The 14,425-nt window shown below is 60.2% G+C and carries 9 protein-coding genes; all 9 read left to right on the forward strand.

Annotated elements, in window-relative coordinates; genetic code table 11:
* The first annotated feature begins 470 nt into the window (after positions 1-470).
* The 9 genes from HLH48_RS21635 to HLH48_RS21675 all read left to right on the forward strand — a co-directional run bounded on the left by HLH48_RS21635 (position 471) and on the right by HLH48_RS21675 (position 14,318).
* Positions 471-1,499: an AAA family ATPase gene (locus HLH48_RS21635; RefSeq protein ID WP_182999543.1), complete on the forward strand. Its 1,029-nt coding sequence runs from the start codon at positions 471-473 to the stop codon at positions 1,497-1,499.
* 2 nt (positions 1,500-1,501) lie between these two features.
* On the forward strand, positions 1,502-2,392 hold the full coding sequence (locus HLH48_RS21640) for a ParB/RepB/Spo0J family partition protein (RefSeq protein WP_182999544.1): 891 nt from the start codon (positions 1,502-1,504) through the stop codon (positions 2,390-2,392).
* Between the two features lie 460 nt (positions 2,393-2,852).
* On the forward strand, positions 2,853-3,278 hold the full coding sequence (locus HLH48_RS21645) for a hypothetical protein (RefSeq protein WP_182999545.1): 426 nt from the start codon (positions 2,853-2,855) through the stop codon (positions 3,276-3,278).
* Between the two features lie 126 nt (positions 3,279-3,404).
* Positions 3,405-8,531, forward strand: a complete 5,127-nt coding sequence (locus tag HLH48_RS21650; RefSeq protein WP_182999546.1) for an Eco57I restriction-modification methylase domain-containing protein — start codon at positions 3,405-3,407, stop codon at positions 8,529-8,531.
* A 261-nt stretch (positions 8,532-8,792) separates the two neighbouring features.
* Positions 8,793-9,377, forward strand: coding sequence for a TetR/AcrR family transcriptional regulator (locus HLH48_RS21655; RefSeq protein WP_182999547.1), 585 nt, complete (start codon positions 8,793-8,795; stop codon positions 9,375-9,377).
* Between the two features lie 187 nt (positions 9,378-9,564).
* A complete protein-coding gene (locus HLH48_RS21660) occupies positions 9,565-10,965 on the forward strand; it encodes a sodium:solute symporter family protein (RefSeq protein WP_182999548.1) in 1,401 nt (466 codons plus the stop codon).
* On the forward strand, positions 10,962-11,996 hold the full coding sequence (gene add / locus HLH48_RS21665) for an adenosine deaminase (RefSeq protein WP_220795261.1): 1,035 nt from the start codon (positions 10,962-10,964) through the stop codon (positions 11,994-11,996). The genes HLH48_RS21660 and add overlap by 4 nt, the downstream gene beginning before the upstream one ends.
* Before the next feature lie 442 nt (positions 11,997-12,438).
* Positions 12,439-13,563 (forward strand): hypothetical protein, encoded by a 1,125-nt coding sequence (locus HLH48_RS21670; protein ID WP_182999549.1) that lies wholly within the window; start codon positions 12,439-12,441, stop codon positions 13,561-13,563.
* Between the two features lie 242 nt (positions 13,564-13,805).
* Complete coding sequence (locus tag HLH48_RS21675) at positions 13,806-14,318, forward strand: hypothetical protein (protein ID WP_182999550.1); 513 nt, start codon at positions 13,806-13,808, stop codon at positions 14,316-14,318.
* Positions 14,319-14,425 lie beyond the last annotated feature (107 nt).

The raw sequence follows: 14,425 nt of genomic DNA on the forward strand, positions 1-14,425 counted from the left end.
ATCCCCAATCCCCGCCTCCACGAACTCCTCCCCTGGCATTGGAAAGCTCTCCACCAGGACCACAATACCATCGCCGCCTGACAATGCCCGCGCCTCTCGCCGGATGGTTACCCGTTCGACGCCGGTCGCTGCGCCGCCTTTTACTTCCGGGCGGCGAGCGGGATGCATAGTCCCGTTCGGGTAAGAGTCTCTGACTAGGCTTATACTCACCATCGCGAACGCGTCGGCATCGCGGAGAATCGAGTTCCTGTGACCGGGCTAACGCTCGCGCATTTGGACCTTACTCACGCCGGGCACCAGCACGGACTCAGCTCATGAAGCGGTTGCCCGCGATCAGGCTCTGTAGGTCGCGATGGTCCGGGTGATGCAACGTTGCATCACCTCATTCTGCGCATGTTGATGTTGAGTGTTGACATGGTGATGTTGAGTGTTGATGGTTGGGGGGGTGAACAGCAAATTGGAGCTTTACCATGACGGGTTCCTTTAGAGCGTCTCGCGAACAACTTGGCCTCACACAATCTCAGCTCAAGGACGCGCTAAACCTTCGGCTAAGCAGAAGTTACGACCGCCACACAATCTCCCGTTGGGAAAACGGGAGGCAACCGGTTCCCGCTGAGGTGATGGAAGAACTCGCCAGCATGTGTCAGCGCGACAAGAAGCAGACAAGAATCATCACCTTCGCGAATCAAAAAGGCGGAGTGGGGAAAACAACGAGCGCGCTTAACATCAGCGTCGCGCTGTCCCGCATGGGCTACAAAGTCCTTCTCGTCGACGCCGATCCTCAGGCAAGCGCGTCCTCCGCGATTTTGGGTCCGAGGCATCTCGAAATTTATCGACAGCAGAAGACACTCGCGCAGGTACTCCTTCGCGACCGCCCGTTGTCCGAGGTAATTATCCGTGCTGATGAAGACCTCGAAGGTGATTTCGCAGTTCCTGTCGATTTCTGTGCAAGCCATATCGATCTTGCGGAAGTTGATATACGCCGTGAGCCTGGAACAGAGGGTCTCTTGAGCGAAGCCCTGAGCGAGGTGAAAAGCTCTTACGAATTCATCATTGTTGATTCACCGCCCCATCTCGGCTTTCTCACCTGGATGGCCCTTGCAGCCTCCAACCTCGTGTTTATCCCCGTGAGGACCGAACCCTACGATGTAATGGGGGTAAATCTTATTCTCGATACGATCACAAAGGTTCATCGACGCGCGAATCCTCGTCTCCGGCTCGCTGGCGTCCTGCCGACCCAGTTCCAGTCCCAGCAATACGTCGACGTGGAGATCGTTGCCCATCTGAACCGCGTGCTCGCTGGGCAAGCTCCTATCCTTGAGCCTGTTCCGAACAGCACGGCGTTCAGTAATGCCGCGTGGGCAGCGAAGATTCCGGTAGACGCCATGCCCCGAAACCCAGCGGTCAAGGTGTACGTGCGCTTAGCTGAAGCGATTGCGGACGTGCGGCCGTTTGTACTCGCATCCGAGGTGGTCGATCTCGCTGTTGTGGGAGCCTGAAGATGGCAAGAGCTTTTAAGAGCCGTGGTAGCTCTGCGTTTGCACAGGCTCACGCTAGCGCGTTGACTGGCGTCGCTTCGGCCGCTCCATTCCTTGGCGACGCGAAATTCAAACATTCATTTGAAGTCGCGCTTTCTAAGCTAGATCCGGATCCGGCACAGCCCAGGCGCTTCTTTGACGAAGACGCATTAAACGAGCTGACAGAATCTCTGAAGCTTCACGGGCAGCTTCAACCTATTTTGGTCAGGCCGTCAGACGAGGACGACGAGCGCTGGGTAATCGTTGTGGGCGAGAGAAGGTGGCGTGCTGCCTCTAAACTTAATTGGGACAAGATGCTCGCGATTGAGTTCTCAGGCGACCGCAAAAGCGCAATGCTCGTCGAGAATCTGATGCGCGCAGACCTGACGCCAGCTGAGGAGGCACAGGGTTTGCAAGATCTCATGACGGAGCAAGGATGGTCGCAACGCGAGGCAGCCGCCAATCTTGGCCTGAGCCAAGCTCGCATTAGTCGCGCGATTCGAATCCTCTCGTTGCCGGCTCCGTTCCTCGCGGAAGCAGCAGCGGCAGGCGTGACCTCAAACGTTCTGGTTGGAATAGCGCGGGAGGAGGACCCAGACCGTAAGCAGTCACTGATGGCGCGTGCAGTGGCAGGGAACCTCACGGTTGCTCAAGTCAACGAGGTCAGATCAAAGGATCAAAGCGATCGCCTCGCAGGTGCGCCGGGGGATACCAATACCACGGTCCGGCTGGCGAAGGGCCGCGATCTTTCCGTGGTGAAAAGGGCCATGACTGCTTTGCTCGCAAACAAGAAGCAGGGCACTGGCCTCACAGCTGAAGGCCGAAAATTGCTGCAAGATCTGCGGGATGTCGTCGACGCCCTTCTTCACGATTGAGCAATAAGCACATAAGGGCTAATCGGGCGCCGAGCCAGTGATGCAACGTTGCATCACTGCTGGTTGCTCGCTCTCGACAGATGGCGCGCACCTGGCCGCGTAATCTGCGCAATGAATGTGATGCAACGTTGCATCGCACAGCTCCGCATCAGAGCAGGCGTGCCAATTTGATGCGTGGCTCACTCCGGCCTTATAGAACCCTCTCGGTAAGAAGGCAGATGTTCCCAGGTAGCGAAGCGCGAAGGGAAGGGAAGGGAAGGGAAGGGAAGGGAAGGGAAGGGAAGGGAAGGGAAGATTACGCACCACAGGGTGGGGAGCGGATCAATCGGGTGGGTCCTCGTCATGCTCGCCGGCTGCGCCGCCTGCGCGTGCCTGCGGTCCCGGCGCACTGCGCCGCCGTATGATCCGCTTCCCACCCTGTGGTCGCGCGAATGGGTCAAGAGAGAAAAGGACCCAGACCGTGAACCTCCATACCTTCGCCCGTGGCCTGCCCGGTCCCGACGGCCCTGCGCGCCCCGTGGCCGGCCGGCAGTTCAATGCCCTGTGTGAGCTCGAGACGCTGGCTGGCGTCACCGACCGTGTCGCGTTCTGGCGGCGGTTTCACCACCTGCCCCCGGATTGCCGTGTTCGCCGCAGCCAGGAAGCACTGCACCGACACGTCCACGAGCGCATCGCGAAGGGCGAGCTCGCGCCCGACGAGACGCCGAAAGAGCGTGCCCTGCGCGCATTGAAACGCGCCACGACGGCGTTCATCGAACCGAACGACCCGACGGCACAGCCGCTACCCGACGTCTTGGATGCCCTTGCCCGTTCGGCCGACGCCGCACGCGATGCCGGCGCTACGGCGCTGGAGATCATCGACGCCAGCGAAGGCCTGGAGCATTAGCGCCCCCCAGATCCCCGTCCCGACCATCTGAACCTTCATCACGGCCACCTTCGGGTGGCCGTTCGTCTTCTCGCGTCCCCGGCCAGCTCGCTGCGCCGGGCGATCACGCATGCCCGGAGCCCTTCCATGGCCGATTTCGGAACCCAGTTCAGCCTCTTCGACAGCACGCCCCTCAGCGGGAAAGATACCTGCCTCTATTGGGGCGACCTGGAAGGAGAAGACGCCGACGCTGCGCCGGCCGCGCTCGCCAAGGTTCTCGCCGAAGCCCCGGTCGTCGTGCCGCAGCGCGATTTCCGCCTGCCGGGGCTCCGTGGCCTGGCAGCGGGTTGGCAGGCCCGCGCGCGGGATAACGTGGCTGCTATCCGGCTGCTGGGCGAGCTTGAGCGAGACGAGCGCAACGCGACCGCGGCGGAGCAGCAGATCCTCAGTCGTTTCGTAGGTTTTGGTGCCGGCGATCTGGCCAACAATCTGTTCCCCCGCACAGGCGACACCATTGGCCGCGGCTGGGAAGAGATCGGCGCCGAGTTGACCGCCTGCACCAGCGAGACCGAGCGCGCGGCGCTGGCAAGGGCGGTTCAATACGCCCATTACACCCCGGAATATATCGTGCATACGATCTGGGACTTCCTACTCGCGCGCGGCTTCCAGGGCGGCTCGGTGCTCGAGCCTGGCTGCGGCACCGGCCTGTTCATCGCAACGCGACCCGCAAAGCTCGACGGCAGCATCGCATTTACCGGCATCGAAATGGATGCCGTGACTGCGCGGATCGCCCGGCGCCTGTATCCCCGGCAGTGGATCCGCCAGGAGGATTTCACCAAGTCGAAGCTCGACAGCGGATACGACCTCGCGATCGGCAATCCGCCGTTCTCCAACCGGACCGTCCATAACGCCGACAAACGTGCCCTCTGGGGCTTCAGCCTGCACGACTATTTCATCGCCCGGTCGATCGAGGCCCTGCGGCCAGGCGGGATCGCGGCGTTCGTGACTTCGCGTCATACGCTCGACAAGAGCAGCACGACGGCAAGGACACACATGCAGGGGATGGCAGACCTGCTGGGTGCGGTCCGGCTGCCGGCAACGGCGATGCGCGCCGACGCCGGAACCGACGTCGTGGTCGACGTCCTGGTCTTCCGTCGGCGCGGGATGGGCGAGCTGCCGGGCGATGACCGCTGGTTGGAGACCGTGGAAATTCCGGACACCGATCATGGCCACGGCGCCCTGCGCGTGAACCGCTATTATCTGGATCATGGCGAGCAGGTTCTCGGGCGCCATGCCTGGAACACCACCCAGTTCGGGCCGGACTATACCTGCGAGCCGATCGCTGGCATCGCCCTGGACGAGGCGCTGCCGATCGCGCTCGGCCGCATCGCACCGGACGTCCGTTTCCCGGCGCCGACCGACGGTCGGATCGTGGCGCCGGCGGCCGACGGCCGCCAGATCGGCACCGCGGCGGATGGCGCCGACCTGAAGGAGGGCAGCTACTTCCTGGAAGGCGGCGTCCTGCACCAAATCGTCGCCGGACGATCGAGCCGGGTCCTGATCCGGAAAGGCGAGCAGAAGGAGGGCCTGTTCCAGAAGCACGCGCGCATCATCGAGGCGCTGGTTCCGGTGCGTGACGCTGCGCGGCGCGTGCTGCGCGCCCAGATGGAAAACCAGCCGTTCGCGAAAGGGCAGGGGGACCTGAAGCGCGCCTACCAGGCGTTCGTGCGGCGGTTCGGACCGATCAACCTGACAAAGACGACCGTGCGGGTGAATGAGACGACAGGCGTCGAAACAGAGACGCAGCGGCGCCCGAACCTGCAGCCCTTCTACGATGACCCGGATGTGTGGCTGGTCAGCTCGATCGAGGAATATGACGAAGCGACGGAGACGGGCAGGCCCGGACCGCTGTTCACCGATCGCGTCGTTCATGCGCCCGTGGAGCCGGAAATCCATTCCGCCCACGACGCCCTGGCAGTCTCGCTGCACGATACCGGCCGCGTCGACATTCCGCTGATCGCGGAGCTTCTCGGGCGGTCCGAGAGCGACGTGGTGACGGACCTCGGCTCGGCGATCTTTCTCGATCCCGCCTTTACCTTCCCGGGCCGAGATTCCTACGTCACGGCCGATGCCTATCTCAGCGGACCCGTGCGGACCAAGCTGGGGAAGGCTCGCGTGGCCGCCAGCCATGATGACCGCTACACCCGCAACGTCACGGCGCTCGAGGGGGTGCAGCCAGAGGACCTGCGGCCGTCCGATATCACCGCCCGACTGGGCGCGCCCTGGCTTCCGGTGAGCGACGTTACGGACTTCGTCCGGGAGGTGCTCGGGGTGGAGACGCGGATCCACCACACCGCGCAGGTCGCCTGCTGGAGCGTCGACAAACTGCCGTTCGCCGGCAAGGCCGAGGCGACATCAGTCTGGGGCACGGAGCGCCGTCACGCGGGCGAGTTACTGGAAGACGCGCTGACCCAGGCCAGTCCGAAGATCTACGACACCTGGACCGACCAGGACGGCGAACATCGTGTGTTGAACACGCAGGAGACGGAAGCGGCCAAGGAAAAGCTGGCAGCGATCAGGAGCGCGTTCTCAACGTGGGTGTGGCAGGACGCCGAGCGTGCGGATCGCCTGGTGCGGCTCTACAACGACACCTACAACAACCTGGTCGCCCGTAAATTCGACGGCGCGCATCTCCGCTTGCCGGGCGCCAGCACGACGATCCGGCTGCGCGAACATCAGAAGCGGGTCATCTGGCGGATCATCGCCACGGGGGGCACCTACATCGCCCACGCCGTGGGGAGCGGCAAGACGTTCTCGATGTGCGCGGCCGTGATGGAGCAGCGCCGCCTCGGTCTGATCTCGAAGGCGATGATCGTCGTGCCCGGGCATTGCCTGGCGCAGATGGCGCGCGAGTTCCTGATGCTCTACCCGACGGCGAAGATCCTGGTCGCCGACGAGACGAATTTCGTGAAGGAGAAACGCCAGCGGTTCCTGGCGCGCGCCGCCACAGGGAATTGGGACGCGATCATCATCACCCACGATGCGTTCAAGTTCATTCCGGTCGAAGCCGCGTTCGAGCGGCAGATGATCGAGGCGCAGATCGCCTCATACGAGGAACTGCTCGACCAGGTGGACGGCGAGGACCGTCTCTCGCGCAAGCGCATCGAGCGCATGAAGGAGGGGATGGAGGCGAAGCTCGAAGGCCTCGCAGCCCGCAAGGATGACCTCGTGCATCTGGGCGAGATCGGGATCGACCAGATCCTGGTCGACGAGGCGCAGCAGTTTCGCAAGCTCAGTTTTGCGACCAACCAGTCCGACCTGAAGGGCATCGACCCGAACGGCAGCCAGCGGGCGTGGGACCTGTTCGTGAAGACGCGCTATCTGGCGGCGCGGAATCCGGAGCGTCCGCTGATCCTGGCGTCTGGCTCCCCGATCACCAACACGCTTGGCGAGCTCTACACCGTGCAGCGTTACATGGCGCTGGAGAGCCTTCAGGAACGCTATCTGCACGAGTTCGATCCGTGGGCGGCGAATTTCGGGGAGACCCGCACCGAACTCGAACTGCAGCCAAGCGGGCTTTACAAGCCGGTGACCCGCTTCACCGAGTTTGTGAACGTCGCCGATCTGATGGCGATGTATCTGCATTTTGCCGATGTCGTGCAGCAGGAGGATCTCCGCCGCTACGTGAAGCTGCCGGCGATTCATGGCGGGCACCGGGAAATCGTCGTTGCGCCGGCGAATGACGATTTCCGCGCCTACCAGAAAGTGTTGGCCGAGCGCATCCGCGTGATCGAGAACCGGAAAGCGCGTCCCCAGAAAGGCGACGACATCCTTCTGTCGGTGATCAACGACGCGCGGCACGCCGCGATCGATCTGCGGTTCGTCGAGCGCGACCTCGCCAACGAGAATGCGCCCAGCAAGCTCGACGTCATGATCCGCAACGTGTTCCGGATCTGGCAGGAGACGTCGGCGAACCGCTACACCAACCCTGAAACCGGCCGTCCGTATGATCTGCCCGGCGCCGTGCAGATGGTGTTCTCCGATCTCGGCACCGCGTCCGCCGAAGGGAAGCGCGGCTTCTCGGCGTATCTTTGGATGCGCGACGAGCTGGTGCGGATGGGTGTGCCCCGCGACCAGATCGCCTTCATGCAGGACTACAAGAAGGCGGCGGCCAAGCTCCGCCTGTTCGGCGACCTCAACAGCGGGCGCAAGCGGATCCTGATCGGCTCGACCGCGACCATGGGCACGGGCGTGAACGCCCAGCAGCGGCTGATCGCACTGCACCACCTCGACGTGCCCTGGCTGGTCTCCGACATCATCCAGCGTGAGGGGCGGATCGAACGCCAGGGCAATCAGAACCCGCTCATCCATATCTACGCCTACGCCCAGGAGGGATCGGTGGACGCCACGAACTGGCAGTTGCTGGAACGCAAGCTGCGCTTCATCTCGCTCGCTATGTCGGGGGACCGCTCGATCCGACGTATCGAGGACGTCAACGACGACGGCAACCAGTTCGCCATGGCCAAGGCGCTTGCGTCAGGCGACGCACGGCTGATGCAGAAGGCGGGGCTGGAGGCGGAACTGGCCAGGCTCGAACGGCTCCATGCCGCGCATTACGACGACCAGTTCGCGGTGCGGCGCGCGATCCAGGCCGGCGAGCGGGACATCGCCAGGGCGAACGAGCTGCTTCCGAAGATCGAGGCGGACATTGCGCGGCGGGAGCCGACCCGTGGCGACGCATTCCGCTTCGAGGCGCCGCGCGGTGCCATGGCTGAGCGGGAGAGGGCAGGGGCCTTTCTCCTGGGGCAGGCCCGGATGGCGGAGAAGCAGGGGGAGGAGGGACGCTGGGTCCTCGGCCGCATCGGCGGTTTCAACATCGTGCTCGAAGCGTGGGTGCAGCGGTTTCGTCTGGACGAGAAGCGCAAGGTCGAGGCCACGCTGGCGATCGATTTCAGCCACGGAATTGCGGGGGTAGAGTTCGACGCCGAGACCAGGCCGCTGGGGATTGTGTCCAAAATCGAGCACGCGCTGTTGCGTCTGGACTCTACTCACGCCGAGACGCTGCGCAGTAGAGCGGACGCCGAGGGCCGTCTGCCGGCCTATCGGGCCCGGCTGGATGTGCCGTTCCGTGAGCAGGCGCTGCTCGACGAGAAGCGGAACGCGCTGGCCGAACTGGAGGCGGAGCTTGCGGCAACGGCCAGCCCTGCCGGGAACGACAATGAAGCGGGTCCGGTGAATAATGCAGCGGCCGGGGACAGCGCGGCTGCTGCGTAGGAGAGGCTGGGAAAAATCAATTGACCGGCGTTGTTGGAGGACGCCGGCCATGCCAGTCTGCCAGGGTACGAAGGCCGTCGTTCATGGCGGCTTTCGCCTCTGAGGCGACATAAGAGGACGATACTTCTTCTTCCATAGAGCGGACCAAGCTCGGCGTGCTGCTATCCTCATGGGGCGGGACTTGCGTCCCACAACACGCGCCGTCTTGATTGGGTCATATTTATGTGACACACATGTGTCGCAACTACATATGTGTGTCACATGCTGCGCGACGAATATGCCGCCCAAACCCGGCAACGCATTATCGAGGCGTTCATCGCTCTTCTCGAAGAGAGCGAGGACAGCAGTATTTCCACCTCTGTGCTTGCGAAGAAGGCGAGTGTCTCGCTGCGGACCGTGTACCGTCATTTTCCTTCACGGGACAATCTCCTTGCCGCGACAGCTGACTGGCTGAATACCGAGGTATTCGGGCTGGCGTCGCATGATGACATGGATGACGTTGTGAAAGGTTTTCAGGCAGCTGTCGGAAAGTTCGATAGTCGGCCGGATCTTGCGCGTGTTCTCGCTCTGACTCGAGTTGGGCGTTCAATGCGCAGCACGTTTCGTGACGAACTGGCTGTCCGGAGACGCGGCCTCTTATGGTCCAACGCCCCCGACATATCCGCATCTGACCGGCTCAGGGCTGAGGCTGTTCTGGCCTGTCTGGACAATGTTCTGTCGTGGCTGACGCTCAGGGAAGAGTTTGGCATGGATGGACATGATATCGGGGCGACCATCGGCTGGGCGATGGAACTGGTCCTGGACGAAACCCGACGGTCGCATCAGACCGGACAAAAGAAGCTGTGACGCCCGCTCGCACGAACTGGCGGTCCGTGGCATTGGGTTTTGGCGCTCCGTTTGCAGCCATCGTTTTTGTCGCGCCCTTTCTCAGTTATCTGCCGTTTTCCATTTGCGGAATTCCGGTTGTGCTTGTCTGGATGTTTGCCTGGTTTCCGCTGACATCGTTGTGCCTATGGCTGTGTGAGCGGCGCGCATGACCGGGGTGATTGTCGGCTGCGTCATTCTTCTGTCGCTCGGCGCAGCAGGGCTTGCGCGGGTGCGGTCGCGACATTTGTCAGTCGAAACGCTGCTGGTGGCGGACAGGGCACTGCCTGCGCCCATGCTGTTTATTCTGACTGTAGGCGAGATTTACAGTATTGGATCAATTGTTGCTTTTCCGGCCGGACTCTATGCGCATGGCGTGAGTTACGGGTACTGGTTTCTCGGTTATCTTCTTCTGGCATTTCCGGTTGGATATTTTGTTGGTCCTGCCATCTGGCGACGGGCAAAGCAGTATGACGCCTGCACTTTGCCCGAGGTGTTCGGACGGCATTTTGAAAGCGTTGCGTTCGAGCGGCTGACGGCGTGGGCGTGTGTCATGGCGCTGGTGCCGTGGGGACAGTTTCAGTTCATTGGTCTTCGCTCCGTTCTCGATACAATGGGGCTCTCCGCTGCGCCTGCTGCGGGCCTTGCGGGATGCGCCGTAATCGCATTTTCCTATGTGGCGCTGGGCGGCGTGCGTGCTTCGACTTACGTCGCGTTCCTCAAGGATGTTCTGATGCTGTTCGGCATCGCTGCGGTCGGGGTCGCTGCAATATGCATGCAGTATAAACTCTCCACCGGGCATGCTCAAATAATCACGCCGACGCTTCCGCCGCCTTTCGGCAGCAGTCTGGTCTTTGCGATCAGCACGATCATTTATCAGGGCATTGGATTTTATTTTCAGCCCTCCGTCACACCGTATCTGTTTACAGCGCGTTCGGAGCAGGCTGTGCGCCGGGCGATGGTTTTCATGCCGCTCTATATGTTGATGTATCCGTTCGCCGTGTTTGCAACTTTTTTCGCACTGAAATTTCTTCCGTCGTTACCAAACCCTAACGTCGTGTTTTTCCATGTCGCCGCCACGCTGTTGCCGCCATGGATGGTGGCGCTGGCGGCAGCGGGCGCATTGCTGGCCGGGTTGCTGGTTCTGGCAGCGACCTCTCTCAATATCGCCGCAATGATGACGCGAAATATTGCGCCGGGTCTGGGGCGCCGACATCCCAGGCGGGCCATCAATCTGGCGGTCATCCTGTTTCTCGTACTGGCGCTGGTGGCGACCACGCGCGCTCCCGCGATCATGCTGACAGCCCTGAATCTCAGCGGTTATGTCGGGATTCAGTTTGCGTCTCTGTGGTTTCTGATTCTAACTGGCTGGCCAGTTTCGCCCCGTATTGCGGGGCTGGGGCTTCTTTCTGGAGCCGGCGTGGCCATCACGCTGTTCGCGTCAGGGGCATGGACTGGTGGCGTCAACCCGGGGCTGATCGGATTGCTGGCCAACTGTGCCATCGTGTTTTGTCCTCTGTGGCGCGATCAAAGTGAAGTGCGCGCTCTGAAAGAGAAAGACCTGTTATGAGCATTGACGCCATTATAAGAGCAATTCCGAAGATTGACCTGCATTGTCATCTGGCGGGCTCGCTGAGCGCGCGGACCGTCATTGCTCTTGCGGCGAAAAACTCTGTTCCGCTACCAGTGACGAATCCCGATAAATTCTACGATTTTACGGATTTCTACGATTTTCTGTCGCGGCTCGAGGTAATCGGCCGGTGCATGGTCACACGAGACGATTTTGCACGCGTGTCCTACGAGGCGCTTGTGGACGGGCATCGAAAAGGAAACCTGCGATACGCCGAGTTTTTCTTCAGTCCGAATTACCATTACCCGCACGGCGTCTGTTACGAGACAATGGTAGATGGATTTGTGGATGGTCTTCGACGGGCGAAAGAAGAATTCGGCATTACCGGGCGTCTGATTCCTGCCATCAACCGCGAGTTGGGGGCGGAGGTCGCAATGGCGATGGTCAGGGATGTCCTCACCCATCGGCGAGAGGAGGTCATAGGAATCGGAATGGACTGTGCCGAATTCAAAGGACCGCCGGAATTGTTCCGTGATGCCTATGCGTTGGCCCGGTCCGCCGGTCTACGCTGCACGGCGCATGCTTGTGAGGACAATCAGACGTTGATGCAGGCGCCTCCGCGTAACGTTGAAACCTGCCTTGATGTTCTGGGCTGCGACCGGATTGACCACGGCTATAATATTCTGGCGGACCCGATCCTGACATGCCAGTGCAGGGAACGGGGCGTGCCATTTACGGTATGTTCTCATACCTGCGTACCACAGCGCATGGAAAAGCGGGCGGCCTCTCTGCAAGCGATGCATGATGCGGGGCTGTTTCTTGTTCCCTGTACGGACGATCCTCCGATGTTCGGGACGGATATTGGCACGACTTACGTGACGATGGCACGAATTCTGTCGCTGGGCGTGGAAGAGATCGTGGCGATGTCTCTCCGGACAATTGAGGCCGCGTGGCTTTCCGATGAGGAAAAGGCGACCATGAAGGTAGCCTTTCAGGCAGAAATTCAAGCTCTCTCTGAAATGGATGCCTGAATATCGGAGTTTGCTATGAAGGAGGCTACCGCAAGCTTGAAGCGACCATAATGGCCGCTTTTATGGCTACGCAGTGCGACAGCAGACATTCCGCTCACCCCCCCCCCCTGATCTGCCTGTCCGCTCAGTGATGCAGGAGCAGACAGGCGGCAGTCGCCCTCGTTTCAGACACCCAAGCGGATGTGACGGTTTCCCGAAAGCCGACATTGTCAGGCGAGCCGCGGTAGACTGAGTTTGGGACAAAATGGTCGTTCACAAACATGCTCGGTCATGGCCAGTTTCGGTGCCACCGGACATTCACTCAGTGGCGACGCTGCCCAATGAATAGGCAAGACTGATCGGTGGCCGCATAAATATGATGCATGACTGTCCTCAGCTGAAACGACGAAGTACTGCTCATTCTTGAGTTCAAATAACGCGCCAAAGCTGATAGTTACTCCTGATGGCCACCACTGCCTTTTCGAACCACTTCAGACGCGAACTTGATGTCGGTCAACTTGCCCGCCTGATGCTGCGGGATACGCCGGAAGCGGGTGAGGATCACCTCTCGGAGGCTCAGCGCGCTTGGATCCGGACTGACGTACGCTGCTCGTCCTGCGGAGTGGGCGGCGCCCAGATTGTGCGGGCAACCAAGTCCACTGGCACACGGGGCGGCACCCGGCAAGCGCATTTTCGTTTCATCGGCGACGATGCCATGGACGCTCACCACCGCTTTTGCGAGTTCCACGGAGCCGATGGCCAAGAGCGGCAGTCCGAAAGTCTCGTCAACTTCGGAAGTGCCAAAACTATCGAGACCCGTCTGATCGGCCGGCTCGTCTGCAAGGGGATCGAACAGGGTATCTTCGACCAGACTGCCATCCGTGGAATGCGGCAATGGTTCTTCGATCTGAAGGCGGCAAACCGCTTTACCATCACTATTGATTCGACGGCAGTAGACTGGCTCTCTGCGCTCCTGCATCACCCTATCTACCCACGATGGGTCTTCCACCCTGTGCAGGCGCAACTTCCTGGCTTCGACTGGAAGCAGGCGACAAATCATGCATTCACCGAGCAGTTCTGGCCACTCTTCGATCGCATGTCTGGCAGGCGTGCTCGCAATGCCGAATCGCGAACGAAGAATTTGGTTGCATGCTATGCGGGCCAAGAGGTGTTTGACCCAGCAGCGCTCAAGCCGAGTTATGAGCTGACTCTCCAGCTCGCGTCCTTTGTCGGACGTAACTCCGGGCTCGACTTCAGTCGGTCTAAACCCAGCGAATATCGGTATAAGGGTGCACCGCCGGCGCTGATGGCCTTGTGTGCCCTGATCCTGTTCGTCTCGGACTGGCAATTGAACACGGGGATCGGCAAATTCGCGCAAATTATAGCAGCGCCTGATCCGAGCGATCCGCTCCTTGGCAACGTCGTCGGACTAAATCCTTTCCACGACTATGCTGCCTGGCAGATGGTGGTGCTCGCTCAGGAGATTTCGGAGCAAGCCACTGGAATCCGTGTTTATGATGCCGAACTCGCGCGGATCGAGGGCGAACTGCGCGAAGCCTATCGCGCTTGGACCCAAAGCCAGAGCTGATTGCTCGTCACGGTGGTGGAGGGCACATCTGGCTGGCCAATTTGTCATATCCTTCCAAGCTTGCCTGCTCCATTTTCTTGAGCGGACAAGGGACTGTCGCCCGCATGTCGGATATACAGCCATTCAGGTTGTTCGCCTGACAACAGAATTTATTACAAGGGTGGCTTTAGGAAACCCAAATTATCTTCATGCCCACCAACTTTGCGCTACACAGATATAAATGGAAATTGTAAGATTATATAATGAGTGTTCCTTATATTGCAACGCCGGAAGAACGTGGTCTGCATCAAGAAGTAAGTAATCTTACGTTGAAAATTTCACGCCCCCTAGTTCGGTATAATGCCAATAAGCCTTGGCCGAAATTCCTATCAGGGGGATCATGTTTTGTCTTGCGCTTCGATTGCGGGTTAATTGGCGTGACTGCAAATCATGTTGTTGATGTATTTGAAGCAGATAGAAAAGATAGCTTAAGTAACATATGCCTTCTTAGGACTGTTCCTTTCGATCTTCTGAACAAGATTATTGACCGGAATACCGCGCTTGATATTGCAACATTTTTAGTCACCGAAAATGAATTAGCTGAGAGCGAAGCACAGGCGCTGGATTGTCGTGGCGTGAACTGGCCGCCCCCAGAGCCCCTTAAGGGCGCCGCTATCAGCTTTGGCGGCTTTCCAACAGAATGTGCAGTACCGTCACAGCCAACCAACGCTCGGTTTGCCGGATTTGTATCACTTACCTATGTGGAAGATGTGTAAGCGCCGATGCAAGGCGGCGTTGACGTAGGGGTTATTTTGCTTTTCGGGCGCGTGTCGCCCATTGCTTTGCCATCTCGTCGAGGCGGCTTTGTATCCAGTCGCCCGCT

It is taken from the genome of Gluconacetobacter sacchari, assembly GCF_014174255.1.
Classification (GTDB): Bacteria; Pseudomonadota; Alphaproteobacteria; order Acetobacterales; family Acetobacteraceae; genus Gluconacetobacter; species Gluconacetobacter sacchari.

Coding starts and splice junctions, on each gene's coding strand:
- HLH48_RS21635 (WP_182999543.1), top strand. CDS start 471: ATGACGGGTTCCTTTAGAGCGTCTCGCGAACAACTTGGCCTCACACAA.
- HLH48_RS21640 (WP_182999544.1), top strand. CDS start 1,502: ATGGCAAGAGCTTTTAAGAGCCGTGGTAGCTCTGCGTTTGCACAGGCT.
- HLH48_RS21650 (WP_182999546.1), top strand. CDS start 3,405: ATGGCCGATTTCGGAACCCAGTTCAGCCTCTTCGACAGCACGCCCCTC.
- HLH48_RS21655 (WP_182999547.1), top strand. CDS start 8,793: ATGCTGCGCGACGAATATGCCGCCCAAACCCGGCAACGCATTATCGAG.
- HLH48_RS21660 (WP_182999548.1), top strand. CDS start 9,565: ATGACCGGGGTGATTGTCGGCTGCGTCATTCTTCTGTCGCTCGGCGCA.
- add (WP_220795261.1), top strand. CDS start 10,962: ATGAGCATTGACGCCATTATAAGAGCAATTCCGAAGATTGACCTGCAT.
- HLH48_RS21670 (WP_182999549.1), top strand. CDS start 12,439: ATGGCCACCACTGCCTTTTCGAACCACTTCAGACGCGAACTTGATGTC.
- HLH48_RS21675 (WP_182999550.1), top strand. CDS start 13,806: ATGAGTGTTCCTTATATTGCAACGCCGGAAGAACGTGGTCTGCATCAA.